At 58.3% G+C, this 26,746-nt stretch carries 23 protein-coding genes and 3 tRNA genes; 21 read left to right on the forward strand and 5 right to left on the reverse strand.

Annotated features, from left to right (window positions below):
- Nucleotides 1–3 precede the first annotated feature (3 nt).
- The 3 genes from C1719_RS06955 (at nt 4) to C1719_RS06965 (ending at nt 3,029) form a co-directional block, all read left to right on the forward strand.
- Complete coding sequence (locus C1719_RS06955; RefSeq protein WP_180963514.1) at nt 4–672, forward strand: phosphatase PAP2 family protein; 669 nt, start codon at nt 4–6, stop codon at nt 670–672.
- 118 nt (nt 673–790) lie between these two features.
- The gene (locus C1719_RS06960; protein ID WP_180963515.1) at nt 791–1,342 is read left to right on the forward strand and encodes an HdeD family acid-resistance protein; all 552 of its coding nucleotides are present in this window, start codon (nt 791–793) and stop codon (nt 1,340–1,342) included.
- 133 nt (nt 1,343–1,475) lie between these two features.
- Nucleotides 1,476–3,029 (forward strand): L,D-transpeptidase family protein, encoded by a 1,554-nt coding sequence (locus tag C1719_RS06965; protein WP_102374444.1) that lies wholly within the window; start codon nt 1,476–1,478, stop codon nt 3,027–3,029.
- Between the two features lie 55 nt (nt 3,030–3,084).
- Here C1719_RS06965 and ybaK read toward each other — a convergent pair whose 3' ends face one another.
- Both ybaK and C1719_RS06975 read right to left on the reverse strand, forming a co-directional pair.
- Nucleotides 3,085–3,567, reverse strand: coding sequence for a Cys-tRNA(Pro) deacylase (gene ybaK / locus C1719_RS06970; RefSeq protein ID WP_102374445.1), 483 nt, complete (start codon nt 3,565–3,567; stop codon nt 3,085–3,087).
- A gap of 21 nt (nt 3,568–3,588) precedes the next feature.
- Nucleotides 3,589–4,227, reverse strand: a complete 639-nt coding sequence (locus C1719_RS06975) for a flavodoxin family protein (RefSeq protein WP_102374446.1) — start codon at nt 4,225–4,227, stop codon at nt 3,589–3,591.
- Nucleotides 4,228–4,389: 162 nt separating this feature from the next.
- Between C1719_RS06975 and murI the strand changes: the two genes are divergently transcribed.
- The 8 genes from murI (at nt 4,390) to C1719_RS07020 (ending at nt 10,478) form a co-directional block, all read left to right on the forward strand.
- Nucleotides 4,390–5,361: a glutamate racemase gene (gene murI, locus C1719_RS06980; RefSeq protein WP_102374447.1), complete on the forward strand. Its 972-nt coding sequence runs from the start codon at nt 4,390–4,392 to the stop codon at nt 5,359–5,361.
- 50 nt (nt 5,362–5,411) lie between these two features.
- Entirely contained in the window at nt 5,412–6,011 is a 600-nt protein-coding gene (gene rdgB, locus C1719_RS06985; RefSeq protein WP_102374448.1) for an RdgB/HAM1 family non-canonical purine NTP pyrophosphatase, read from the forward strand.
- A 33-nt stretch (nt 6,012–6,044) separates the two neighbouring features.
- Nucleotides 6,045–6,121, forward strand: a tRNA-Pro gene (locus C1719_RS06990).
- A 323-nt stretch (nt 6,122–6,444) separates the two neighbouring features.
- Nucleotides 6,445–7,416: a helix-turn-helix transcriptional regulator gene (locus tag C1719_RS06995; protein ID WP_102374449.1), complete on the forward strand. Its 972-nt coding sequence runs from the start codon at nt 6,445–6,447 to the stop codon at nt 7,414–7,416.
- 153 nt (nt 7,417–7,569) lie between these two features.
- Nucleotides 7,570–8,304 (forward strand): ABC transporter ATP-binding protein, encoded by a 735-nt coding sequence (locus C1719_RS07000; RefSeq protein WP_102374450.1) that lies wholly within the window; start codon nt 7,570–7,572, stop codon nt 8,302–8,304.
- Nucleotides 8,301–9,647, forward strand: coding sequence for an FtsX-like permease family protein (locus C1719_RS07005; RefSeq protein ID WP_102374451.1), 1,347 nt, complete (start codon nt 8,301–8,303; stop codon nt 9,645–9,647). The genes C1719_RS07000 and C1719_RS07005 overlap by 4 nt, the downstream gene beginning before the upstream one ends.
- Before the next feature lie 138 nt (nt 9,648–9,785).
- Nucleotides 9,786–10,208: a DUF2510 domain-containing protein gene (locus C1719_RS15880; RefSeq protein ID WP_219717836.1), complete on the forward strand. Its 423-nt coding sequence runs from the start codon at nt 9,786–9,788 to the stop codon at nt 10,206–10,208.
- A 196-nt stretch (nt 10,209–10,404) separates the two neighbouring features.
- Nucleotides 10,405–10,478: transfer RNA gene (locus tag C1719_RS07020), tRNA-Gly, on the forward strand.
- 165 nt (nt 10,479–10,643) lie between these two features.
- On the opposite strand, the gene C1719_RS07025 is transcribed toward C1719_RS07020, so the two are convergent.
- On the reverse strand, nt 10,644–12,263 hold the full coding sequence (locus tag C1719_RS07025; protein WP_102374452.1) for a DEAD/DEAH box helicase: 1,620 nt from the start codon (nt 12,261–12,263) through the stop codon (nt 10,644–10,646).
- 360 nt (nt 12,264–12,623) lie between these two features.
- Nucleotides 12,624–12,866 carry a glutaredoxin family protein gene (locus C1719_RS07030; RefSeq protein ID WP_102374453.1) on the reverse strand — a complete coding sequence of 81 codons (243 nt, stop codon included), beginning with the start codon at nt 12,864–12,866 and terminating at the stop codon, nt 12,624–12,626.
- A 373-nt stretch (nt 12,867–13,239) separates the two neighbouring features.
- Between C1719_RS07030 and C1719_RS07035 the strand changes: the two genes are divergently transcribed.
- From C1719_RS07035 to C1719_RS07080, 10 genes are all read left to right on the forward strand, one after another.
- Complete coding sequence (locus tag C1719_RS07035; protein WP_102374454.1) at nt 13,240–13,857, forward strand: helix-turn-helix domain-containing protein; 618 nt, start codon at nt 13,240–13,242, stop codon at nt 13,855–13,857.
- A gap of 273 nt (nt 13,858–14,130) precedes the next feature.
- Nucleotides 14,131–14,207: transfer RNA gene (locus C1719_RS07040), tRNA-Arg, on the forward strand.
- Nucleotides 14,208–14,818: 611 nt separating this feature from the next.
- On the forward strand, nt 14,819–16,036 hold the full coding sequence (gene arcA / locus C1719_RS07045; protein ID WP_102374455.1) for an arginine deiminase: 1,218 nt from the start codon (nt 14,819–14,821) through the stop codon (nt 16,034–16,036).
- 128 nt (nt 16,037–16,164) lie between these two features.
- Nucleotides 16,165–17,160 (forward strand): ornithine carbamoyltransferase, encoded by a 996-nt coding sequence (gene argF / locus C1719_RS07050; RefSeq protein ID WP_102374456.1) that lies wholly within the window; start codon nt 16,165–16,167, stop codon nt 17,158–17,160.
- Between the two features lie 18 nt (nt 17,161–17,178).
- Nucleotides 17,179–18,132, forward strand: a complete 954-nt coding sequence (arcC, locus tag C1719_RS07055; protein WP_102374457.1) for a carbamate kinase — start codon at nt 17,179–17,181, stop codon at nt 18,130–18,132.
- 126 nt (nt 18,133–18,258) lie between these two features.
- The gene (locus tag C1719_RS07060; RefSeq protein ID WP_102374458.1) at nt 18,259–19,857 is read left to right on the forward strand and encodes a YfcC family protein; all 1,599 of its coding nucleotides are present in this window, start codon (nt 18,259–18,261) and stop codon (nt 19,855–19,857) included.
- A gap of 184 nt (nt 19,858–20,041) precedes the next feature.
- A complete protein-coding gene (locus C1719_RS07065) occupies nt 20,042–22,354 on the forward strand; it encodes a molybdopterin-containing oxidoreductase family protein (RefSeq protein ID WP_102374459.1) in 2,313 nt (770 codons plus the stop codon).
- Between the two features lie 5 nt (nt 22,355–22,359).
- Nucleotides 22,360–22,683, forward strand: a complete 324-nt coding sequence (locus C1719_RS07070) for a 4Fe-4S dicluster domain-containing protein (RefSeq protein ID WP_102374460.1) — start codon at nt 22,360–22,362, stop codon at nt 22,681–22,683.
- Nucleotides 22,684–22,801: 118 nt separating this feature from the next.
- On the forward strand, nt 22,802–23,746 hold the full coding sequence (locus C1719_RS07075) for a LysR family transcriptional regulator (protein ID WP_180963516.1): 945 nt from the start codon (nt 22,802–22,804) through the stop codon (nt 23,744–23,746).
- Between the two features lie 187 nt (nt 23,747–23,933).
- Nucleotides 23,934–26,051 carry a cell wall-binding repeat-containing protein gene (locus C1719_RS07080; RefSeq protein WP_102374462.1) on the forward strand — a complete coding sequence of 706 codons (2,118 nt, stop codon included), beginning with the start codon at nt 23,934–23,936 and terminating at the stop codon, nt 26,049–26,051.
- A gap of 123 nt (nt 26,052–26,174) precedes the next feature.
- On the opposite strand, the gene C1719_RS07085 is transcribed toward C1719_RS07080, so the two are convergent.
- Complete coding sequence (locus C1719_RS07085; protein WP_102374463.1) at nt 26,175–26,600, reverse strand: GNAT family N-acetyltransferase; 426 nt, start codon at nt 26,598–26,600, stop codon at nt 26,175–26,177.
- Between the last annotated feature and the right edge of the window lie 146 nt (nt 26,601–26,746).

Below are 26,746 nucleotides of genomic sequence, written 5' to 3' on the forward strand. Positions count from 1 at the left end.
TTCATGGAGTTGACGATGGTGGCAGGATGGTTGAATGCGACGCTGGCCGGGTTCGATCTTGCGATTTTCGCGGGTCTTCACGGTTTGGCGGAAGCTGCCGGATGGTTCTTCACGCCCTTTTTCATGCTGGTGAGCCTGTTCGCCGAAAAGGGGATCGGCCTGTTTCTGGTTTCGGCTGTACTCATGCTGTTCAAGAATACGCGAAAGGCCGGGTTGTGCATGTTTCTGGCTGTTCTGTGCGGAGCGGTCATTACGAACCTTGTGCTTAAGGATCTCATTGCGCGGCCGCGTCCCTTCGCCGATGAGGCGGGCGCCATCTATGGGTGGTGGACGTTCGTCGGCTCTCCGATCGAGACGAGTTTCTCGTTCCCATCGGGCCATACGACGGCTACGATGGCGGCTATGACGGGATTGTTCCTGTGCTTGCGAAGCAAAGCGCGATGGCTGTGCTTCATCCCGGTTGCCCTCATGGGTCTTTCCCGCAGTTATCTGATGGTTCATTATCCATCCGATGTGATTGCGGGCGTTCTTGCGGGGGCGGCGGGAGCGGGCGTCGCTTATCTTCTTGTACGCGCATTGTATCGGTATTTCGAATCGCATCCTGAAAACCGCATCTGTTCGTTCGCGCTTGGTTTTGATGTACGGGGCAAGCGTTCCGATACGACAACGTAGCCCTTACGGGATTCCAACAAATCAACCCCCCTGACTTGCACATGGTATGCTTTCATCACGGCGGCTGGGCATGTGGGCGTCCCGCTGCACTGACGGGAATCCATCGGAAGGAAGCGGTATGAGGCGTTTCGTAAAGGCGGTATCTTCGAGCATTGTCATGCAGGCCGTCTTGTCGGTTCTTCTCGGGCTTTTTTTGACGATGTGGCCGCAGGCGACCACCGTGACGGTCGTGTATCTGTTCGCCGCCTATCTCGCCATCACAGGCATTGTATCCCTGATTTCCTACGCGCGGCATCGCTCTGAGCGCGATGGGTACCGGGGCGCTCTGGCAACGGGGATCTTGATGGTGGTCTTGGCGCTTGTCGTATTTGTCTTTCCCGAAGCGGTCGCCGGCTTCTTCTCGCTCATTTTGGGCATCGTGCTTGTTATGAGCGGCGTATTGAACGCGGTGAGATCCGTCGAACTGCGGCCCTTTGGCGGTGGCTCGTGGCTCGGGACGCTCATCGTCAGCATCGCCATCGCGCTCGGTGGCGTGGTGATTATCGTGAACCCGTTCGATACGACCGTAACGTTCGTTTTAGTGCTCGGGTTGCTTCTCGTTGCCAAGGGCGTGATCGATCTCGTTGTGGTATGGCTCGCTTCGAGCAAATCGAAGGCGGCAGGCGAGTAACGCGCAAAGCGGGCGCACATGTGCATTTAGCGTTTACCAACAAAATATTGCAACATTGCAGCACTGCGTCCCATATGGTGTTCGTGCTGCTACAATACTCTTCGGTTGCTTTACGTCGAACGAGTAAGGTCTTATGAAAAATGACACGAAGGCGGATGCCAAGGTTTCACAGGGAAGGCATGCCGCAGATACGCAGGTCCAAGATACCGTCCAAGTCGATGGTCAGTCCGCCCAGCCTTCCGATTTTCCAAGCGCCGCTCCCCGAAAAAAGCGCGGGCGGAAGGCTCTCAAGGTTTTCGGGATCGTTCTCGGATCCCTTCTGGGGTTGGCGGTGCTCGCATACGCTGCCGGGTGCTTCTATTTTTCCGATCGGTTCTTCCCCGATACCGTGATCGGAGAATACGACGTATCGCTGAAGACCTCGGCGGAAGCGGAAGAGGTTCTTCAGGCGGCGTTGGAGGATTATGGGCTATCCGTCGAGGGGCAGGGGCTTTCATTCAAGCTCGATTCCGAAGAAATCGGGTTAACCCTTGACAGCGAGGCCATTGTAGCCCAGGCGCTCGAAGGGCCCCGCATGTGGATGTGGCCCCTTGAGATGCAGGAACATCATGATCTGGACAGCGTTCTCGCCGCAAGTTACGACAAGGCGACTTTGCTTGAATCCGTGAAGGAGCAAGTCGATTCATTCAACGAAACCGCAACGCAGCCCGGCGATGCGACCGTCGCATACGACGAGGCCTCTCGGAAATTCCAGGTAGCCCCCGAGGTTCCCGGCACCGCTCTCGATCCTGAAGCTGTGGCTGAGGTTGCGGGGAAGGCGGCCTCGACGATGGAGCGCAAGGCAACGGTGGCGAGCGGAGAGCTGCTCAAACCGCCCGTGCTTTCGGACGACCCGATGCTCGCCGCTTCGTGCGATGCGGCGAACGAGCTGCTCGTTGCCGATTTCACGCTTGCGGCCGGTTCGGCGGAAGCTGCCATCGTCGGCCCTGACAGGATATCGAGCTGGATCGTGTTCGACGAAGATCTCAACCCGTCGTTCGATGAGAACCTCATGGTCGCCTGGGTTGACGAGCTCGCTGCGGGATTCAACACGATCGGCACGGAGCGCACGTTCACGCGCGCCGATGGAAAAGAGGTGACGGTTGCCGGTGGAACCTACGGTTGGTCGGCTGACCGCGATACGCTTTTGACCATTGTCAAGGAAGGTCTTGAAAGCGGGCAGACGGGGACGGTTGAGATCCCCGTTTTGCAGAGCGCCGATCTGTATGCAGGCGCAGGCGAGCGCGATTGGGCGGGCTACGTTGACGTTGATCTTTCAGAGCAGTATGCGCGCTACTACGACGATGCGGGCAATGTGATCTGGGAGACTGCCATTATCACCGGCAAGCCCAACGCTGAAATGGCTACGCCGACAGGCGTGTACTACGTTACGACGAAGACGGGTCCGACGACGCTCAATACGTACGAGAGCGGCAGAAAGGAACCGAAGAAGACGGTCGTTCAGTACTGGATGCCTTTTGTCGGCAACGTTATCGGTTTGCATGATGCGTGGTGGCAGCCCGGTTTTGGCGGCACTATGTACCGCGATGGCTACGGAAGCCATGGGTGCGTCAATCTGCCGAGCGCCAAGGCGCAGGAACTGTACGGCATTCTGCCTGTGGGGGAGACCGTCATCGTTCACTGGTAGGGCTTGGCAAGGCTTCGCTGCTTGGCGCCGCGCGCTCTGTTGCGATACGGCTTGCCTAGACGGTCAGGTCGGCGGTCGAAACGGCCAGCACGCGGGAAAGGTCGTCGATCGACGCTTCGATTTGCGTGCCGATTCGGCCGCCTGAAAACACGATTCTATCGAACAGGATGGCGGTTTCGTCCGCGACGGTCGTGAAAGCCTTCTTCATGCCAATGGGGGAGCAGCCGCCATGGACGTATCCTGTGAGGGGAAGAAGCTCTTTGGATTTGATCATCGCGATTGATTTCTCTTTAACGGCGGTAGCCGCTTTCTTCAGGTCGAGCTCTTCGGCAACGGGGATCATGAATACGTAGTGCTCTCCCGATCGTCCTTCAGTGACAAGCGTTTTGAAGACGCGCTCGGGTTCGAGGTCGAGTAGGCGGGCGACTTCGATGCCGCTGAGCGCTTCGGGGCACTCGAACATGCGTGAGACGTACTCGATGCCGGCTGCATCGAGTACGCGCATCGCGTTTGTTTTTTGGTCGTGCGGCTTCGCCATGGGTTTGATCGATCGGTTCGTTTAGGCGTTCGGACGAATGAAGTTCGTCGCGATTTTCTTCTCCATCCGGGGATGTTCGCCGCCCGCTTCGCGATCAGCTTCGATGCAGCGCAACATCCAGGCCATGTTCTTGCCGAGCATCCGCATGGTCTGCAGACCCTCTTCGTCTTGGCGCACCTGCTCGACGCTTTGCCCGTGTACCATGGGCCAGTACGTGCTCGAGACGACGGGCATCTTGTTGATTTGGAAGTACTTGTTGATCTGATCGATGGCCGGCGTCGTGCCCGCGCGGCGAGCCGAGGCGATTCCGGCGGCGGGTTTGAACTGCATGAGGGAGCTGCCGGCGTAAAACATGCGGTCGAGGACGGCGAGAAGGGCGCCGTTGGCTCCTGCGTAGAAAACAGGCGATCCCACAATGTATCCGTCGGCTCGCTCCGCCTTCTCGAGAAGGCGGTTGACCACGTCGTCATCGAATATGCAGCGGCTATCGCCCCGCTTGCCGCATCCCCCGCATCCGATGCAGCCGCGCAGGGGATCCCTTCCGATCCATGCGATCTCGGTTTCGATTCCCTCGGCTTCAAGTGCCTGGGCCGCTTCGGCCAAGGCGGTGTAGGTGCAGCGTCTTTCGTTGGGGCTGCCGTTGATGAGCAGAACCTTCATGTGCTTTCCTCGTCTTTCTCGTGCGGATACCCGACTCGATCGTCGCTTGACGGTCAAGGCGGATCAGCTCGCGTACAGCGTGTCGATTCCAGATTAGCAGATACTATGGCCGCTGCAACGGTTTTGCATCGCGTCATCATGTCTGCGCTATACTGAGCAATCATGAGCGATCAAAACCCACAAGCGGCCGCCTTGGGCGGATGCGCCTTTTCCACCTCCTCGTTTACCGCATCGGGCGACGGATATCGTCGTCCCGGCGATGGATTCGACAATGCTCCCATCGGCGTTTTCGATTCCGGATACGGCGGCTTGACCGTTGCGCGTGAAATCATCAAGGCGCTTCCCGACGAGAGCATCGTGTATTTCGGCGACACCGCCCGCTGCCCGTACGGACCGCGTTCGCTTGAAGAGGTTGACGGTTTCGTGCAGCAGATCGGGGCGTGGCTTATCGAGCGGGGGGTCAAGATCGTCGTCATCGCATGCAACACGGCTACCGCAGCGGGGCTCTCCCATGCCCAAAGGTCATTCGACGTTCCCGTAGTCGGCGTGGTCGAGCCGGGTGCGCGCGCGGCGGTTCATGCGACGAAGAACAGGCATGTGGGCGTTATCGCCACGAAAGGCACGATCGAGTCGGGGGCGTACGCGAGTGCCATACGCAACCTCGATGCGGGCATTACGGTGTTTTCCGTTCCGACTCCCCGGTTCGTCGAGATTGCGGAGCAGGGCATACGCATGGCCGAAGGCCCGATCGAGGATTTCACTTCGCTTGCATCGAAGGTGTACATCAGACCTGCATTTCAAGAGATAGCGAAAGAATACCTCGAACCGCTCAGGCGGTGCGAGATCGATACGCTGGTGCTCGGATGCACCCACTTTCCGCTGCTGAAAGCCCTTATCGGCGGGGTGGTCGGCCGCGAGGTCTTGCTCATTTCGTCGGCGAAGGAGGCGGCAAAGGATGTCGCCGAGATACTCACGCGAAGGGCGAAGCGCGCCGAGCCCGGCCATAAGGCGACGTTCGAATTCTTTACGACGGGCACCGACGTAGGCGAATTCGAACGATTCGGCGGTCGCGTGTTGAGGATGCCGCTCGGTTCGGTGCTGCACGTGGGAGCCGATGATCTTCGGAAGGTCTGAATCGGTCGGCAGCGCCTTTTGCAGCCGACCATCATGCGCTAGGAGCAGATATGAAAAAAGTAGTCATCGCAAGCAATAACGCCCACAAGGTGGAAGAGATCAGAACCGCTCTCGATTTCGAGGGGTGGGAGTTCTATACGCTGTCCGAGTTGGGAGTTGAATCGGATCCGGAAGAAGATGCCGAAACCTTCGAAGGAAACGCGCGCATCAAGGCCCGAGCGGCTTACGAGGCGGCTGGCTGTGCCGCGCTTGCGGATGATTCGGGGATCGAGGTCGACGCGCTTGGCGGAGCGCCCGGAGTTCATTCGGCTCGGTATGCCGGCGGACACGGCGATGATGCGGCGAACAACGAAAAGCTTTTGCGCGAGCTCGGCGATGTGCCGCCTGAAAAACGCACGGGACGTTTCGTCAGCGCACTTGTATTCGTGGATGAGGACGGCACGGAAACCGTCGCGCGCGGCACCGTTGAGGGGCATATCGGATACGGGCTTCAAGGCGATGGCGGCTTCGGTTACGACCCGCTGTTCTACCCCGACGTATTCAAGGGAGCGCTTACGCTTGCCGAGGTGAGCCAGGATGAAAAGAACGCGGTCTCGCATCGCGGGAACGCGCTTCGTGAGCTTAAGGCAAAAATAGCTTCACGGCTCTGAACTTCTGATATAATGCAAAAGCTGTTCTAGCGTCGGGACGTGGCGCAGTTTGGTAGCGCGCCTGCTTTGGGAGCAGGATGTCGCAGGTTCGAATCCTGTCGTCCCGACCATTTCGGGTCTGTCCATCTTCAATAATGGGCAGACCCGAAATCTTTTCCGGGGCGATTCGCCTGTCGGCCAGATAGCCTTTGCGGCGTGCGGATCGGCGGGGCGCCGTTTTTCGGGCTAGCGCTTGGGGTCGCAGCGGTTTTTCCGGTTGCGCGAACGCGTTTGTCGTATTTTCAGAACCCATGCCTCTGATCTGCCCTTGGATACCGCAAGTTGTCATGAGATTCTCGAAAAAGAAGCCGAAAGTTGGTTGAGCAATGGCTTTCGCGCTGGCACTATGGGGATGTCGGCCAATCCGACGACACGAAAACAAAAGGATGGTTCCATGAGCTTTCGCGATAACCTGCAACATCTGCGTGCGACGCGCAACATGACGCAAGAACAGCTTGCCATGCTGCTTGGCGTGAGCCGCCAATCGGTATCGAAATGGGAGGCGGAGCGTGCGTACCCCGAGATGGACAAACTGCTCAAGCTGTGCGATCTGTTCGGTTGCACGCTCGACGAATTGGTTTTGGGCGATTTGACCGATCGTCCGACCGATGCGGTCTCTCGCATGCCGGTGCACGCGGTCTCCCAGGATGTGACGGGATACGATCAGGCGATGCGCTCCTTTGCATGGAAGTTTCCGCTTGGCGTGGTTGCGATCATCATAGGGTTTTCGCTCGCAGTGCTCTTGTCGGGTCCCGAATTCTCGTCAGGCGATCCATCTCAGAGTTATGCGACCGTGCTGATGCTTGCGGGCATCGCCGTAGGGTTTGCGCTCATTCTTCCCGCATGGTCTGCGCGCAACGGGTTTCGCAAAGCGCATCCTTTCGTGGAGGACTTCTACACTGCCGACCAGAAAAACAAGGCGCGTTCCGCTCGGACGGCGGGGATCGTCGCGGGCATCGGGCTGGTCATGGTCGGCCTCGCATTCACTATGGTGCTGTACGAGGCGCAATGGCTTGCGGGGTCCATTCCCTTTTTGTTCATTGCGGCGGGCGTGTTCTTCATCATGCGCGGATGTTTGCTGAAATCACGTTGCAACTTGGATAGATACAACCGAAGATCGCTTTCCGAGTTAGATGATGTGCAGATCGACGCCTTGGATGATGCGGGACTGCGGACGCGCGCCCGTCGAGCCAAGCGCGATCGCGGCATCGTTGTCGTCGTCATGTGCGTGGCGACGGCCGTCGCTTTGGTGCTTCTCTTCGTGCCCGTGTTCGATGCTCAGCGATGGTTCTGGCTGGCTTGGCCGGTCGGCGGCGTGCTGTGCGTGGCGATGCGGGCGTTTCCCTCGATGAGGGAAGACGGATAGGCGCACGTCCGTAAGCGCGATCGAGTTTTTCTTCCCGATCGCTGCAGCATCGTATTCGAAAAAATCATAGACGTAGACAAACAATCTGAAAGCAGAGCAGAGGTCTCTTTGCCTAAGGCATTGCTGCCCGATGCCGCAACGATGGGAGTTCGTATGGGTTCCGCGATTATTGCCAGCAACGTGAGGAAATCGTTTTGTGCGGGGAAGGGCCGCGCTCGGCGGTCGATAGAGGTGCTGAGAGACGTCAGCCTGCGCATCGAACTCGGTGAGATGGTGAGCATCGTAGGGCCGAGCGGTTCGGGAAAATCGACGCTCCTGTACTGCCTTTCCGGGCTCGAAGCGGCGGATGAGGGCTCTATCGAGCTGATGGGCAGGCAGGTCGTCAAGGCGAACCGCAGCGCACTGTCTAAGATCCGCAGGGATCACGTGGGGTTCGTCTTCCAATCGTACAACCTCATCCCCTCGCTGAACGTGGAAGAGAACGTGTCGTTGCCCGCGCGGCTGGCGGGCCGCCCCGTCACGAGCGAGCAGACAGGGGCGGTGCTCGAAAGCGTCGGCCTCGGCGGGCGAGAGAAGGACCGCCCGGGGGACATGTCGGGCGGCGAACAGCAGCGCGTGGCCATCGCCCGTGCGCTTGTCGGGTCATCGGATGTGGTGTTTGCCGATGAGCCGACCGGGGCGCTCGATTCGAAGAGCGGGCGCGAGGTCCTCGGCATGCTGCGCACGATCGGCGACGATTCCAGCCGATCGGTTGTGATGGTTACCCACGATCTCGAAGCCGCTTCGTTGGCCGATCGCATCCTCGTGCTGAGGGACGGCCGGATTGTGCGCGAAATGGGGCGTTCGAGTGCGCGTGAGATTCTCGAAGCCATGGGGGTGCCGAGATGATCCGGCTCGCGCTCTCCGATCTGCGCGATCACGCCGCCACTTGGGTCGGCGCATTCTTCGTGGCGATAGCGTGCGGCTGCATAGGCGGCTGGATCGCCTTCCTGCAGTCAACGGCCGGGTTGTACGCCGATCCAACGCGCACCGCCCTGCAGAATGCCGGCTCGATGATGCTCGTTTTCTCGCTGGTCGCGGCCGTGGCGGTGCTCGCTTCGGCGGCGAATCTGACGGTTTCGGCGCAGCGGCGCTCCTACGCTTTGTGGCAGCTGGCGAACGTGAAGCCCCGTATGGTGAGCGCGGTGGTGCTCGTCCAGCTTGCCGTGGTGGCGATTGCAGGCGCCGTGTGCGGTACGCTGCTCGCTGCGTTGAGCTTCGAGCCCTTGTTCCCGCTCGTGTTCGGTTCGCGAGACGAAATCGCCCAGCTGACGCCTTATGCCGAGCTGTCTTTTCTGCCTCGGGTGTGGCTTGTGGTTGCGGGTGTGTTTCTGTGCGGCGGGTTGAGGGGTGCGCGCGCTGCGGGGAGAACGCCTCCTTTGGCCGTGCTGCGCGAACCGGAGCCGAAGCGCATGGGGATGACGTGGCTGCGCGCGGCGGCATTCGCGTGCTTGGTCGTCTGCACGTGCTGGATGGGTTCCATTCTCATCGGATCGGGCGTCGATGAGGCCTTTACCTGGTCGATATTCATGCCTCCGCTGGTGGTGGCGACGCTGGTGCCTGTCGCGCCCCTCGTGCTTTCGGCGCTGTTGCGTGCATGGACGTCGCTGGTTCCCCAAAAGCGATGGATCGCGTGGTATCTGGCACGCCGCGCCGCTCGCTTCGGTCTTGCGGCAAGTTCTTCGGTTGAAACACCCGTTATGGTGGGGTTCGGGTTGGTGTCGGGCGTTTTCTCCGTCGTTGCGGGCGGGGTCGCTTTTCTGAAAGACCAGGGCGTAACCGACGCCAGCGGCCTCGATGCATCGGCGGCTTTGCTCATGCTCGGCGGCCCCGTTTTGCTGTGCGCAGTCGGGGCGGCGGTCAGCGTGGTCATGTCGTCGCGTTCCCGCTCGCGCGATGTCGCCCTCCTCTCCGCAGTTGGAGCGCGGCCTGAAACGCTTGTGGCGGCTGCCGTCTGCGAGGCGTTCATCCATACCGTCACCGCTACTTTGACGGGTGCTGTTGCGACGATCGCAGCTGGCGCTATCGTCAACTACGCTTACGGATGGCCCTTTTTCGCCGGTCTTACCTTCGGGGAGGGGCTCGTCGTTTCGTTTGCGGGGTTCGCACTGGTTCTTGCGGCAACGCTCGTGCCTACCTGTATGGCTCTCGGCCAGGATGCTGCTGTCGTTATCGCCGCGACGCAGGAATGATCCGAACGCCGAATACGGAAGTTTCGGAATTTTTGGTATCGGAAGCGTGTCAATCGGCCAGGGAGGCCGACCGTGCTCGATCGATTGTGCTATATAAGATTGCATGCTCTAGTAAGACACGCAAACAATGGGAGTGACATGACAGAACAGCAAGCAGGTTGGTACCCTGATCCATCGGGAGACGTTTCGAAGCTTAGGTATTGGAACGGGGTGCAGTGGACCAACGATTTCGCTCCGGTTCAGCCTTCGCAATCGCAGGCCTGCCAAGGTGCAGCGTATACAGCGCCCGCGTATGGGCAGCCCCCTTATCAGCAGCCCTATTCGTATGAGGGAAGCACCGATCAAACGTTGAGGCTCGTGGCGTTCATCCTCTGCCTCGTCTCCACCGTATCGGTGGGGTGGACCATCATTCCGCTCGCCTGGATGATTCCCATGACCGTCCACTGCTGGGGGCTTTACAAGGGCACGAAGGCCAACACGACGGGCTTCGGCGTATGCACGCTGATATTCGTCAACCTGGTCGGCGGCATCCTGCTTCTGGTTTCGAGAAAAGACCGCTGATCTGGTGGGCGCCGTGCCATGCGCCGAGGGTGCACGCTAAAGCGATGCTTCGATCGTCTGTCGGCGGGCGATCGGTTAGCTGGATGAATTGCTGCAGAATCCAAAGACGAAATTGCGGTAATTCTTCTTTTCAACACGTCGCATTTCGTGTATCATACCAAAGGTTGCTTGGCAGCGATACGGTGCCATATGCAATGCGGGTGTGGTTCAATGGTAGAACTCCAGCCTTCCAAGCTGACAACGCGGGTTCGATTCCCGTCACCCGCTCCATGAATAGCGCAGGCCAGGGTTTCGAAACCCTGGCCTTTTCTTATTTGGGGGCCGAGAGGCGTAGCGGCAGGGCTGCAGGCCGTAGCGGGCGTCTGGCGCATTGCTTCGAGCCCATGGGCTCGAAGCCGTCCGACAAAAAAGGGGCCGTTGCGGCCCCTGAGGTTCTTAAGCTACTTTGTACGCTCTGCTGCGTTGCTTCTTCTTTTTTGGTTTCGGGGCTTCCTGGCCACCGTGGCGGCATTGGTCGCTGCGACTGCTGCGGCCGTCCTGGTCGCTGCGGCTTCCGCGCCCGCCTTTGTCGTTGCGACCGTTGCGGTTCGGGGGCTTTCGCTTGCCGCGGGCCTTCGAACCGCCGCGGTCGGGGGCGACTCCCGTGCGTTTGCGCCCTGCGCCGCTCTGGTTTGTGCGAGCGGGCTCTTTGCGTTTCGGCTTCTGCGCATACGCCCCGATATCCTTCAAACGGTCGAACTGCTCGTCTCCGCCTATGAGCATTTCGGCCAAAGCGACGGCGACCTGCTTCTCCGAGCCTTCGAACAGCGGGTTTTCGAGAAGGTCCTCCACGAGCTTTCGGGCGGCTTTCCCCGGACGGTTCTTCGCGTGCGATTCGATCTCGAGGACGGTGCGGGCTACGGCCTTGTCCATGATTTCGCTGTCGGTGGGCAGCTTGCGCTCTTCGATGGCAGTGCCCGTGTACTTCATAAGCCCGCGAAGCGTCGCCTGCTGCTTGCCGTTGCAGATCAGCGTTTGCGAGACGCCTCGCTTGCCGGCGCGTCCCGTGCGTCCGATGCGGTGGACGTAATATTCGAAGCTTTGCGGCAGATCGTAGTTGATGACGACGTCGATGTCGTCAACGTCGATGCCGCGCGCGGCGACGTCGGTGGCTATCAGGGCGTGTACGCTGCCATTGCGGAATCCTTGCATGACCTGCATACGGGCCGCCTGCGTCATGTCGCCGTGTATCCCCGATGCTTTGAAGCCCTGTTTGCGAAGCATCTCGGCCAGTTCGTCCACCATCGATTTCGTATTGCAGAATACAACGGAGCGCTGCCCGTTGGCATGCATCAGAAGACTGAGCACGTCCTTTTTCTTGCCCTGCGCAACGCGGAAGTAGGTCTGCTCGATATCGGCTTGGTTTTCCTTGCCGGAAAGCGTCTCGACGGTCAGCGGATCGGTGAGGAAGGTGTTGGAGATCTTGCGGAGCGATGTGGACATGGTTGCCGAGAACAGCACGGTCTGGCGCTCTGCGGGCGTGGCGTTCAAAATGGTTTCGATATCTTCGATGAAGCCCATGTTGAGCATCTCGTCGGCCTCATCCAAGATGACGGTTTGGATATGATCGAGCTTGAGGGTTTTGCGGCGCATATGATCCATGAGGCGCCCGGGGGTGCCGATCACGATGTTCGCATGGCGCAGCTGCTTGATCTGGTCGGGCATCGATGCGCCGCCGTACACGACGGCAAGCGATACGCCTTCCTTGTACTTTGCGAACTTCTTCATCTCGCAGTGAATCTGCAGGGCGAGTTCGCGGGTGGGGGATAAGACGAGCACCTGTGCATGGTGCGAGGTGCCGTCGACGCCCTCGATGGCGGGAATCGAGAAGGCTCCCGTCTTGCCCGACCCGGTGCAGCTGCGTCCGATAAGATCGCGTCTTTCGAGCAGCAAGGGAATGGCGCTTGCCTGTATGTTCGTGGGCTTGGCATAGCCTATTTCGTCAATCGCCCTGATGATGTACGGCGAAAGCGGCATTTCGCTGAATGCCGCGGGGTTGGTCTGGGTTTTCTGCATATCTCCTCATTCGACGTTCGATTATGTGCGGCGGAAGGGCGGCGAGGATGCGCAAGCATTCGTTTCGCTGCTGGTTTCCGGCGCGGCAAAGCACCATCCACCCGTCAAACAAAGAGATGAACCTTATTTGCGTGGGAAGAATCTTGCGCTACATGAATCATGGAAATGGGTCATGTGGATGGTTTTGACGCCTATGCAGTATATCGATGCAACGGGCTTTTTCGCTGGCGGTGTGCAGAGAACCCCAGAAAAACACGAATGCCCGCTTTACCGCGTCGGCTTCGAGCGTGCATGAAAAAACCCGCTTGCGCGGGCCTTTTAAAGTTCGATGCATAGGTGCGGCTGTGCGCGGGCTTGCGTTCAATCCGCCTGGGTTGCCAGGTATTTGATAATGTCGTCGGATTCGTACATCGCCTTGCCGTTTATCACGAGGCAGGGGACCTGCTTCTTGCCGCCGATGCATACAAGGTCGTTTTGGATGCCGGGCTGTGTGGTGTCGCGCATATCGAGCGTGATGCCTTTTTCATCCATGAAGCGCAGGACTTTCTGGCAAAATGGGCAGGTCTTTTTGTAGTATAGCGTGTGGTCCTTGAGATATGACACGGCTGCTCCCTTCGTACAATCCCCGGATTCATCCGCGGAAACGCAACAGTGCACTTTATCATACTAAAGGAGTGAGCAAACGGGGCCATCAAGGGTTTTCTTGTTGCCGAGCGGTTGCTTTCCTTACGTGAGACCTCCATCGATACTGGGAAAGGACGGAAAGAGCGTCGCCCGCTCGGGTTTTATCGGACCGTGCGGGCCGTTTCGGGTCGCACGGCGCCGCGCCTGTCGAATCGAGGCGGACGGTGGAAGCGCGATGGCGTCCGGCGCGCAACGTGCAGCGGATCCGTCTTGACGAAGGTTCGAAACTCAACGGAGCGTTTGTTGTGCAGGCTGGACGGTGCGGATACCATGCCCTTCGGAGGTACATGCGATGAATAACGAGAAAACAGGAATCCTTATCAAGAGGCTGCGTCAAGAGCGCGGCATGACGCAAAAGCAGGTAGCCGATCGCCTTCATGTGAGCGATCGTGCGGTATCGAAGTGGGAGAGAGGCTGCGGGTCTCCCGACGTATCGCTTCTGAGGGGCCTGGCAGCCGTTCTCGACGTCGATGTGCAGAGCATTTTGGCGGGGGAGCTGAACCCGAACGACACCGATGGAGGAAACATGAAGCGAATGAGGTTCTACCGATGCCCTACGTGCGGAAACGTTCTTACGAGCACATCCGAGGCGGAACCGTCGTGCTGCGGCCGATCCCTCAAGCCGCTTGAGGCTCGCGCGGCCGAAGGGGAGCACGGCCTTGCAATCGAAGAAGTCGAGGACGAGTACTACGTAGTCATGGACCATCCCATGACCAAGAGCCATCATATAGCGTTTGTGGCCTGTGCAACCGATGAGCGCATCATGCTGGTTCGGATGTATCCCGAGCAGGGTGCCCAGGCGCGCTTTCCCCGTATGCCCCGTGGCGTGTGGTACGCATGCTGTACCGAGCATGGATTGTTCGAGCTTCGGGGAATGCAGCAAGGTCGATATGCGAGGAAAGGCATATAAGCAACTCTGTATGCAACGTCTCTGCGCGGGCGATGGGAAAATGTGCGTTTAGAGGTGGCTTCCGCCATTTGGCTGCAGCTTACGATATATCCTCAAAGGATGGTATAAAGTTCAAACATATGATATCATTTAAATTTTTTTTACCAGTGATGTTGTATAACGAGAAAACGAGGGCGCGGGGAAGTGAGAAAGAATCTCTTTCTCATCCTTTCTCTTCGTCAAACAGGATGAGAAGAGTTGCGGTATAATACCTACGCACGCAAGTGCCGCGACGCGCTCGTAGCTCAGCTGGATAGAGCAGTGGACTTCTAATCCGAAGGTCGCAGGTTCGAATCCTGCCGGGCGCACCAGTCAGCATCAGCGGACCGGCTTTCCCGTCGGTCCGCTTTTTCTTTGCAAGGTGCGAAACTCCCGCCTTCTTCGAGGTCGATATAGCCGCAATGCAATACCTGAAAAGGGAAAATGTCAGGTTTCACCCTTTGTGGTCCCGGCTGAGAAGCGCTTGTTTTCGGCATGAGCGCTTACACGGCGAAGGGGAGCCCAACACGCGGCGGCGCACGATCGAAGGCTGCGCCGAACGGGTGGGATCGCGTTGGAAAACCGAGGGCGTTTCAGCCATTCTGCATCTTTGCCACCCTTTATGCATTCAGATTCATAAAGCCCTGCAATCCAGAGGCGCCGTTCACACGGAAAGCGCCGATCCAGGTGTTTTCCAGTCACTATTTCGCTTTACTGCGGTGGAGTAAAAAACCGAAGCTTTTTGAAAAGAAACCGTTTTGTCAATAACCGTTCACCGCTCAAAAACGACCGCTCGCCAATCCTTTATTTCAGTTCGGTACTACCTGTTGCTTTTTCTTTTCACCCATGAGATTTTGGCCGTGTCATGCGGTTGTGCTCGAAATATGAAGCAAAACCGAAAGTCGTAAACGTAAAGAATGCATAAAAGAAAAGGAGGGTTGCCATGGCTGGTGTAAACGTCAAAAGTGAGATCAAGCCTTTGAAAAAAGTCTTGCTCCACCGACCGGGTAAAGAGTTGCTCAACCTGACACCAAACACGCTCGAAGAGCTTCTGTTCGACGACATTCCGTTTTTGAAGGTCGCCCAGGAAGAGCACGACGCGTTCGCCAAGATTCTTCGCGACAACGGCGTTGAAGTCGTTTATCTCGAAGACCTTATGGCGGAAGTGCTCGATCAGAAGCCCGAATTGCGTGAACAGTTCCTGAAGCAGTTCATCGAAGAGGCTGGCATCCGCACCGATCGCTATCAGAAGATAATCTTCGATTATCTCAACGATAACTACAAGGACAACAAAGATCTCGTCATGAAGACCATGGAGGGCATCAACCTTACCGAGCTTCATACCGATAAGAGCAACTCTTTGGTCGATCTGGTGAGCGAAGCGTCCAAGATGGTCGTCGCTCCCATGCCGAACCTCTATTTCACCCGCGACCCGTTCGCCATGATCGGCAACGGCGTCTCCATCAACCGGATGTACTCGGTCACGCGCAACCGCGAGACCATCTACGGCGAATACATCTTCAAGTATCATCCCGATTTCGAGGGTACGCCCGAGTACTACAGCCGTTACAACACCTTCCACATCGAAGGCGGCGACATTCTCAACATCAACGATAAGGTTCTCGCAATCGGCATTTCTCAGCGTACCGAGCCCGATGCGATCGATGCCATCGCCAAGAACATCTTCGAATCGGATTCCCCGATCAAGACCATTCTTGCGTTCAACATCCCGAACTCCCGTGCATTCATGCACCTCGATACGGTATTCACGCAGATCGACTACGACAAGTTCACCGTTCATCCCGGAATTCTCGGACCGCTGACCGTGTTCGAGATCACGCCCGACGACAACGGCGGCATCAAGGTCAAAGAGATGCACGATACCCTCGAGGATATTCTCGAAGCGTACATCGGCAACCCCGTCGAGCTCATTCCCTGCGGCGGCGGCGATCGCATCGCGGCAGAGCGCGAGCAGTGGAACGACGGCTCCAACACGCTCTGCATCGCTCCCGGCACCATCGTGGTCTACGAGCGCAACGACGTTACCAATGCCGTGCTCAAGGAGAAAGGCCTCAACGTTTTGGAGATGCCCTCCGCCGAGCTTTCTCGTGGCCGTGGCGGCCCGCGTTGCATGAGCATGCCCATCTGGCGCGAGGATTAATCCTTGCTTGATTGATCGACCCAGTCGGCCCCCAGCCTCGCGGCGGGGGCCGATCGAGGCGAGGCGGATTTAACTTGGCACCGCCTGTTTCACAGCAACCGTATATGCGCTATCGAAAGGAATGAGCAATGCCTACTAGTTTGAGTGGACGTAACTTCTTGAAGCTGCTGGATTTCACGCCCGACGAGATCCGCTACCTTATCAAGCTGTCCAAAGAGTTCAAGAACCTGAAATTGACGGGCACCCCCCATCGCTATCTCGAAGGCAAGAACATCGTTCTCCTCTTCGAGAAAACATCTACCCGCACCCGCTGCGCATTCGAGGTCGGCGGCATGGACCTCGGCATGGGCGTGACCTACCTCGATCCCGGCAGCTCGCAAATGGGCAAGAAGGAATCCATCGAGGATACTGCGCGCGTTCTCGGCCGCATGTACGATGGCATCGAGTATCGCGGTTACGATCAGTCGATCGTCGAAGACCTCGCGGCTAATGCGGGCGTCCCGGTGTGGAACGGCCTTACCACCGATTTCCACCCCACGCAGATGATCGCCGACATGCTCACGGTGGAAGAGAACTTCCCCACGGGCATCAAGGGCCTCAAGTTCGTGTTCATGGGCGATGCCCAGAACAACGTTGCGAACTCGCTCATGGTCGTTTGCTCCAAGCTCGGTTTGCACTTCGTGGCCTGCGGTCCGAAGGAGCAGATGCCGCATGAGGATCTTGTCGAGACCTGCAAGGACATCTGCAAGGAAACCGGCGGGTCGGTCACGCTTACCGAAGATGCGCAAGAAGCATGCAAAGACGCCCATGTCATCTACACCGACATCTGGGTATCCATGGGAGAACCCGACGAGCTGTGGGCCAAGCGCATCAAGCTCCTCGAGCCGTATCGCGTAACCACCGAACTCATGTCCATCGCTGCTCCCGATGCGATCTTCATGCATTGCCTGCCTTCGTTCCATGACACCAAGACCACCATCGGTGCCGACATTGCCGAGAAGTTCGGCGTGAAGGAGATGGAAGTCGAGGACGCCGTGTTCGAGTCGCATCAGTCCAAGGTCTTCGACGAGGCTGAGAACCGCATGCACTCCATCAAGGCCATCATGTACGCGACCCTTTCCTAAAGCGAAAGGAGATCTGTTATGGCTTATCAGAAAGGCGAGGGCAAGAGCGTGGTCATCGCGCTCGGCGGCAACGCCCTCGGCGACACCCCGCAGGAGCAGCTCGAGCTCGTCAAGAACACCGCCGAGCACATCGTGGACATGGTGGCCGAGGGCATCAACGTCGTCGTGTCCCACGGCAACGGCCCCCAGGTCGGCATGATCAACAACGCGTTCGACTACGCGAGCGCCCACGACGGCAAGACCCCCGAGATGCCCTTCCCCGAGTGCGGCGCCATGAGCCAGGGCTACATCGGCTACCAGCTCTCCCAGGCCATCCTCAACGAGATGAAGCGCCGCGGCATCATGCGCTCGACGGCCTGCGTCGTGACCCAGACCGTCGTCTACCCCGACGACCCGGCGTTCGACAACCCCACCAAGCCCGTCGGCGCCTTCCTCACCGAGGAGGAGGCGAGGCGCCGCGCCGCGGAGACCGGCATGGTCTACAAGGAGGACGCCGGGCGCGGCTGGCGCATGGTCGTCGCCTCCCCGAAGCCCCAGCGCATCGTCGAGTTCGACGCCATCAGGGACCTCATGGACGACGGCTACATCGTCGTGTCGACGGGCGGCGGCGGCGTGCCGGTGATCGAGCGCAACGACTCCTACGAGGGGGTCCCCGCGGTCATCGACAAGGACCGCTCCAGCGCCAAGCTCGCCGCCGACTTCAGGGCCGACATGCTCGTCATCCTCACGGCGGTGGAGAAGGTCGCGATCAACTTCAACACGCCCGAGCAGAAAGAGATCGACTCGATGACGGTCGCCGAGGCCGAGAAGTACATCGGGGAGGGCCAGTTCGCGCCCGGCTCGATGCTGCCGAAGGTCGAGGCCTGCATAGAGTTCGTCCGGGCCCATCCCGAGGGCCGCGCGCTCATCACGTCCCTCGAGTGCGCCGCCAAGGGCCTCAAAGGCGAGACGGGCACCGTTATTACCAGGTAAGTGTTTTTTAGCAACAAGGGGTGCTTTATCAGGCGGACGGAGCCTGGATCGTAAGAGCCATAGGCTCGGTCCGCCTGCGATTTCTCGTTCACCGTAAACATCGATCCCTACTAAAAAGGAGGGGCTATGGCCGAGAAAGTAAAGGATAAGAGTAGGAAAAAGCGAGCGATAAGCTCATTTTCCATTCTTCTTATCATTCTGATCGTTCTTGCGATCATCACGGTAGTCATGTCGCTCGCAGGCGTCGAAGGCGTCGAAGGCGCGACGATTGCGAATGTCGCGACTGCTCCCGTCAAGGGCTTTACCGACGCTCTACCCGTTTGTCTGTTCGTTTTGATCCTCGGTGGCTTTTTGGGAATCGTCACCGAAACCGGAGCTCTCGATGCCGGCATCGCCGCATTGGTGAAAAAGCTCAAGGGCAACGAACTCATTCTGATTCCCATCCTTATGTTCATCTTCTCCATCGGCGGTACGACCTACGGCATGTGCGAAGAAACGGTGCCGTTCTACCTGCTGCTGGCCGCCACTATGGTTGCGGCGGGCTTCGATAGCGTCGTTGGTGCGGCTACCGTTTTGCTCGGTGCCGGCTGCGGCGTGCTCGGTTCAACGGTCAACCCGTTCGCTGTCGGCGCTGCGGTCGACTCGCTCTCCGGCACGGGAATCGCGATCAACCAGGGCACGATTATCCTTCTCGGTATCGTTCTCTGGCTCGTCACGCTTGCCATCTCGATCGTGTTCGTCATGCGTTACGCTAAAAAGGTGAAGGCGAACAAGGGTTCTACCATCATGTCCCTGCAGGAGCAGGAAACCATGAAAGAGGAGTTCGGCGAGGCTCAGCAGGAGGCTGTCGATGCCGAAGCGAACCCCAATGAGAAGCTTCTGACCGGTCGCCAGAAGGGCGCCCTCGTCGTTTTCGCACTGACCTTCGTCATCATGATCATCGGCTTCATCCCGTGGGGTGATTTCGACATTACCGTATTCGAGGCCGGGGCGGCTACCGAAGAGGTTGTAACGCCCATCACCGGCGAGGAAATCGCTGCATCGTGGGACGATGCTCAGGTTGGCGGAGCGCTTGAGATTCCCGAGGGAGTCGAAGGCACCGTGGTAAGCGAAGAGCAGATATCCGACGGTTGGTCTTCGTTCCTCACGGGCGTGCCGCTCGGCGGATGGTACTTCGACGAGGCATCCACGTGGTTCCTCATCATGGCGATCGTCATCGGCGTTGTCGGCGGGCTTTCCGAAAGCCGTTTCGTCAAGGCATTCATCAACGGTGCGGCCGACATGATGAGCGTCGTTCTCATCATCGCTCTGGCCCGTTCGATTACCGTCCTCATGGGCGAAACAGGTCTTGACATGTGGATTCTCGAGAACGCTGCTGCGGCCCTTGCGGGAATGTCGGCGATCATATTTGCCCCGTTGTCGTTCTTGCTCTACGTGGTGCTGTCGTTCCTCATCCCGTCTTCTTCGGGTATGGCGACCGTGTCCATGCCGATCATGGGTCCCTTGGCGAACAACCTCGGGTTCTCTCCCGACGTCATGATCATGATCTTCAGCGCAGGCAACGGTCTTGTGAACCTGTTTACTCCGACGAGCGGTGCCATCATGGGCGGTCTTGCGCTTGCGAAGGTGGAGTACTCAACTTGGTTGAAATTCGGTGCCAAGCTGTTCATCGTTCTCGGCGTCGTTTGCATGGTGATCCTCACCGGAGCAATGCTGATCTTGTAATGAATCGCTGAAACACTCGTTTACGTGAATCGAGGAAAGGCCCCTGCATGAGCGGGGGCCTTTCGTTCGTTTCCCCGTGATCGATTTAGCCGATAGGTCATCTGTTTTTCGAAAAACTACCCTCGCTTCGAGCCTCGTATAATCAAAGCAACGTTGGTCGAGAAGTATCACGTGAGGAGTTGTTATGGATGAAGGACGAGTAAGCCAAGAGCAGCTCGGCGCTCAGGCGCAGGGGGAAGCGAAGCCGGCCGTGAAGACGCAAGACGACCCGACCGGGCGCAAATGGACGTGGGAGGAAGACGGCTATACCGTCATTCGCTCCAACGCGCGGTCGGGCCCGGGATGTCATGATAACTGCGGTGTGCTCATGTACGTGAAAGACGGGGTGCTCGAGAAGATCGAGGGAGACCCCGAGAATCCGTACAATCAGGGCAGACTCTGCCCGCGGTGTCTTGCATTCAAGGAGATGCTGTATCACAAAGATCGCCTCAAGTATCCGATGAAACGCGCTCGCGAGGATCGCGGAAAGAACACGTTCGAGCGTATCAGCTGGGATGAAGCTTACGATACCATCGAACGGGAAATGAAGAGGATCATCGAAGAGTACGGCGCGCATGCCATATGGGTCACGCAGGGCACCGGACGGGACATCAACGGGTACGGCCCCCTTATGGCGCAGTACTTCGGCACGCCGAACTACGGCACCGGTTTCCTTTCGGGTCAGGCATGCTACGCTCCCCGCATTTTCTCGACGGCTCTGAAGGCGGGCGGCCTGTTCGTATGCGATTACTCGCAGTTCTTCCCCGATCGCTACGATGATCCTCGATGGGAGGCTCCCGAGTACATCTTGATATGGGGCAACAACCCCACGGTGGCGAACTCCGACGGCACGCTCGGGCATTGGGTCGTCGAGAGCATGAAGCGCGGCAGCAAGCTCATCGTCATGGATCCGACGCTTACGTGGGTGGCTGGCAAGGCGGATGTGTTCTTGCAGGTGCGCCCCGGCACCGATGCGGCGCTTGCGCTTGCGCTCTGCAACCAGATCATCGAGGACGGCCTTGAGGACAAGGAGTTCATCGACCTGTGGTGCTACGGCTTCGACGAGTTCAAGGAGCACGTGAAGGAATACACGGCGAGCAGGGCCGCAGAAATATGCGGCGTTGACGAGGAGCTCATCGTCGAGGCGGCCCGCAAGATCGGCAATGCGAAGTCGGCGTGCCTCCAGTGGGGCGTCGCCATGGACCATACCTCCGAGGGCTTCATCACGGGTATGGCCTGCTTTGACCTCATGGCGCTTACCGGCAACTTCGAAAAGCCCGGCACGATGGTCGCTGCGCGTCCGGCTTACAACATGAGCGTCACGTGGATGCCCAACGAGAAGGTATGGAGGGAATGCTCCGCTCCGGTCGAGCATCCCGAGCTGTGCATGAACACCAAATACCCGGCTTTGAAAGCCATGGCGTCGACGAGTCCGGATATGCTGCTCGAGGCCATGGAGACAGGCGAGCCCTATCCCATCAAGGCTATGTTCATGATGCAGAACAATGCGATCACCTGCATGGGGGCGCAGCCGCAGCGCATTTTGCCAGCGCTTCAGAAGACCGAGTTCAACGTATGCGTCGATCTGTTCCTGACGCCGACGATTCTTGCGTGCGCCGACATCGTGCTGCCCGCGGCCTGCTTCGCCGAGCGCATCGGCATCACGGGGCACCAGCCCTACGCTCTCGGCTCGATCGCCCAAGCCGTCGAGCCTCTCGGAGAATGCCGTTCCGATCAGCGCATCATCTACGAGATGGGCAGCCGCTTCATCACCGATGAATACAAACACTGGGATGATGAAAAGGGATTCTACGATTACCTGCTCCGCAAGACGGGCTTCGACTACGAGTCGCTGAAGGAGCGCGTGTGGGCCTATCCCGAATTCGAATACAACAAGCATGAGAAAGGCTTGCTGCGCCGCAAGGGAGAACTCGGATTCGCCACTTCGACGGGCCGTTACAATTTCTACTGCCCCGAGATGCTTCATTTCGGGCTGTCTCCGCTCGCGACGTACGAGGAGCCGCCTGAGAGTCCCGTATCCCGTCCCGATCTGGCTGAAAAGTACCCGCTTGTGCTGACGACCGGAGCGCGAATCTGGGGATTCTTCCATTCGGAGCATCGCCAAAGTCCTTCCATGCGCAAGATCCATCCCGATCCGACCGTTCTCATCCATCCCGAAACAGCGGCGAAATACGGTATCGCCGATGGCGATTGGGTCAAACTCGAGAACAATTTCGGTTCCTGCAAGCAGAAGGCGAAACTCACCGTTCGCATTCGCAAGGATACGGTGTCGGCCGATCACGCGTGGTGGTTCCCGGAGCGCGATCCCGAAGACGGCACGCTGTTCGGGGTCATGGAATCGAACATCAACAAGCTCGTCCCCATGCGCCCTGGCAAAGTCGGACTGGGGGCATCCTATAAGTCGCAGCTGTGCAGCATAGCCAAGATCGAGGAGTGAATGACATGAAACAAGTGCTTGTAGTCGATTACGATTTCTGCTCGGGCTGCCATTCCTGCGAAATCGCTTGCCAGCAGGAGCATGGCTTCGATCCCGACCAGTATGGAATCCAGGTTACGCAGATCGGACCCGATCAGTTGACCGAAAGGAAATGGCAGTACGATTTCCTGCCCATCCCGACGGATCGATGCGATCGGTGCGCGAGCCGCCAAGCGGCGGGGAAGCTTCCAAGCTGCGTGCAGCACTGCCAAGCCGGATGCATCTACGTTGGCACGCTTGAAGAGCTTTCCGAGAAGCTGGCCAAGAAGAAAGTGGCGCTGTTCGCGTAAGCCGCGGATGCGCGCGCGAAAACAGGGTTTCGGGCTCGTTTGCGGGGCGGGGGTGTTCCTCCGCCCCGTTTTCGTGCGGTACAATACGGGCATCACTCGAAACCGTATTGGGGGCTCTATGCGCATCGACACGCTCTATGAATTCTTGCTGCTGACATCGAATCTCAGCTTCACCGAAACGGCAAAGAGCTTCTTCATTTCGCAGTCGGTCCTGAGCAACCACATCTCGGGGCTTGAAAAGGAGCTCGGCATTCGGCTGTTCGTGCGCGATCGCCATTCGGTCAGGCTGACCGAAGCCGGAACGCTGTTTCTCGAAGACGCCCAGAAGATCGTCGTCGATTACGAGCATGCGCTCGGCCGTATATCCCAGTATCGCGACGGCGTTTCATCGGTTATCCGAATCGGTTTCCTGCTCGGTTCGTACGGTTCGTTTCTGCCGCTCGTGTGCAGGCGTTACAGCGAGCAGCATCCCGAGGTCGGCTTCCATTTCAAGACGATGGAGATAGGCGATATCCAGGCAAAGCTCAGCGAAAACCGCATCGACATGGGATTTACGCTGTTCACCAAAGATATTCGGGGAGGGAAATACGCATACCACTGCCTGTATAAAGATCGCTACAAGCTTGCGGTTCCCAAGACGCATCGCCTTGCGAAGCGCGAGAGCGTGAGTTTGGCGGATCTTGAGGGCGAAACGGTTCTGTCGCCCCGGTTCAGCCGCACGCGCAACACCCTTTCGCAGGTGGGGGTGAGACTTCGCAACGCCGGCATCGAGGTGCGCACCGACGATCAGATCGTGGATTCAGGCGCCCTTATGGCAACGCTTGTGGCAACGGACCATGTGGCGATGGCCCTCGACCACCACAAGGTGTACGGCAGCGGCAACGTTGTGTTCATTCCCATCGACGAAGAGGGCATGGATCTGTGCTGCGGGCCGATCTGGAAGAAATCGAAGGAGACCGACGTGCTGCTTTCGTTTCTCGACTTTCTCGTAAAAGAAACCAAGGGCTTCACGAAGGATGATTTCCTGTCCCGCGAGGGCGCCGAGGATCTGCCGCCGCTCTGATTGCGCCCGAGCGCGGTCTTGCCTGCTGGCATCTGCGGTCGACTATGGCGTTCGTGCGCATATTTCATGGATGCCGAGCTCCTGTGATAGCATGACTGGGATATGCGGAATGGTCATATAATAGAATATGTTCCGATATAACGATCCTGATAAATGCAGCCAAAACGAATAGGGGGTCTAACGGTCCATGATGAAATTCCAATCGAAATCCCGATCGGCGCTCAGCGCTTTCGTCGCGCTGTCTTTGGCGCTTGCCCTGATGCCGATCGCAGGCGCCAAGGCGTACGGCGAAGAGGGCGATGAGCTTTCGGGGCAGACTGCGGGTTCGGAAGAGGTCCGATCCCAGGAGTCGAACGAGCAGCAGGGCGATGCATCCGATCCGGAAACCGTCGATACCGCACGTGGAACCGACGGCGAAACCGAAGGCATCCAGGAAGGCGATTCGCAAAAGGGCGCTCCTCAAAAAGAGGAGGGCACGGTTGTGATCCTGCCATCCGAGGAAGATATGGAGAAATCCATGATCGGCCTCGATGAGCTTGCCGATTCCGACTCGGGCATATCGACGTTTTCGCTTGATGCCGAAACGCGGGCGGCAAGCGGCGTCGCCATTGAATCGTACAGCGGCGCCGACCGCGTCGAAACATCGGTCCTGACGGCCAAAGCGGCGTTTCCCACGTCCGATTATGCGATAATAGCGGGCAGCGACTCATGGCCCGACGCGCTCGCCGCATCGGGTTTGGCAGGCCTTTACCAGTGCCCTATCATGCTGACGCAGACGGGAAGCCTCGACAGCCGCGTGAAGCAGGCCCTCAAGGATATGGGGGTCAAGCACGTTTTCATTCTTGGCGACAAATGGAGTATCTCGGATAATGCGGCAAACGAGGTCAAATCGACCATCGGCGAACAACCTGTGAGATTGCAGGGTGCGGATCGCTACGGAACGCAGATGGCCATCTACGAGTACGGCCTGAATAACAGCGATGGCAAGACGTGGAAAAGCGATCTTGCAATCGTTGCAAACGGGGGAGACACCCACTTCGCCGACGCCCTTTCGGCATCTTCCGGTGCTTACGCGAAGGGGGCGCCGGTGTTTCTCGTGCAAGATTCGGGCGAATTCACCAGCGCGCAGGAATCGGCTTTGAAAGCAGGAGCATCGAAGGGGCTGTTCCGTACGACCATGGTCGCAGGCGATACCTATTCGGTGTCGAAAGGCTCCGAGACGTATCTTAACAGCATCGGCGTTTCGAGCGTTGTGCGAAAGGGCGGTTCCGATCGCTACGAAACAAGCGCTCTGATCGCCGAGTGGATGGTGAACACGCAGGGTCTTTCGTGGGACAACGCTGCGTTCGCAACAGGAGATCTTGCCTACGACGCCCTCGGCGGCGGCGCGGCGCAGGGCAAGGCGAACTCGGTGGTGCTGCTGGTGGGCGGCAACAGGGCGGCGGCTGACATGCTGATCAAGAACAAGGGCTCGGTGAACACCTCGATCAGATTCTACGGTGGATTGCCGTCAATTTCGGCAAGCATGCGCTCCTACATCACTGCGGGGCTTGGAATCACAACGACTACGGCGGTTCCCTACAACATCACGCTCGATGCGATGATCAACTACGAGTCGAAGTTCTACGGTTCGTCGGTGTCGAAAGACACGCTTCGCAAGTATCTCGACCCCTCGAACGTGAAGGCGGGCGATGCGGCCTATTATCAGTATGCCGATATCGGGCAGGGCTATACCGGCCTGTTCACGGCAGAGCAGCTTGATGCGTATATTGCGAAAATGGCCTCTGCGTACTGGGAAGGGCAGACTGGCTACACGAGCAAGCTTCGCGGCATGGGGCAGGCTGTCATCGACGCTGCAAAAGCGTACAACATCAACGAGGTGTACCTGTTGAGCCATGCCGGCATCGAGAGTGCATGGGGTTGCTCGAACCTTGCCCAGGGAAAGATATCCGGGTATTCGGGTTACTACAACTTCTTCGGGATTGCGGCTTACGATTCCAATCCGGGAAACGGTGCCGCCTACGCTAAGAATCATGGGTGGGACACGCCTGAGAAGGCCCTCATGGGAGCCGCGCAGTTCCTTAGCAAGGGCTACATCCACGATACCTCGTTTGCCCAGAACACCCTCTACAACATGAAATGGGATCTGTTCAACGCGATCAACTATCCGAATTCCCACTACGAGTACGCGACCGACGTCCAGTGGGCTCAAAACATTGCGATTACGATGAACGCGCTGTACAAGGCCCATGGGATCAGCCAATCCAATTCGGGGCTTTCGTTCCTTGTGCCTCAGTACAAATAGCATTTCACGATAAAGCGAAGCGGGAAAAGCAAAGTCCGGAGGCAAGTGCTTCCGGACTTTTTGCTTGGCCGTCGCATTCGGGCGCGAGCGGCGGATGGACGCGCCGCCGTTTACGCGAGGCCGCTAGAGGGCCTTTTTCATCCAGATGTGCTCGACGTGCTCATCGAGTTCCACTTCGCCGTACGAGGCGTAGCCATGCGCTTCGTAGAAAGAGGTTACGGAGCACTGGGCATGCAGGTGCATTTCTTGGGCGCCCGCTTCCCGAGCAAGACGCTCCGACTCTTCGAGAATCATGCTGCCGTAGCCGTGCTTGCGTTGGCTCTGAAGTACGGCGAGCCGTCCGAAGGTATAGCGGGCGGGATGGTCGGGATCGGGGAACGTGCGGGCGCACCCGATAAGCTCGTCATCTGCGTATGCGGTAACGTGGATCGTTGAAGCCTCGTCGTCGAGATCCTCGAACTCGTTTTCAAATCCCTGCTCATCCATGAAGACCGCAGTTCGTATGGCGAACGCATCGGCTTTGTTTCCGTGTTCGAATCGTATGCTCATGAAAAGCCTTTCGGTTGGTCGGGTGTTCAGTTTCCATGGTAGGGCAAGCCTTTCCGCTGCGCAAACGCATCGGCTGCTCGGGCGCGCAGGTTTTTCACGCCCTGCGCACGGGGCATACGTACTTTATATGACGAGATGAATATGGG

The organism is Raoultibacter massiliensis (assembly GCF_900199545.1).
GTDB lineage: Bacteria > Actinomycetota > Coriobacteriia > Coriobacteriales > Eggerthellaceae > Raoultibacter > Raoultibacter massiliensis.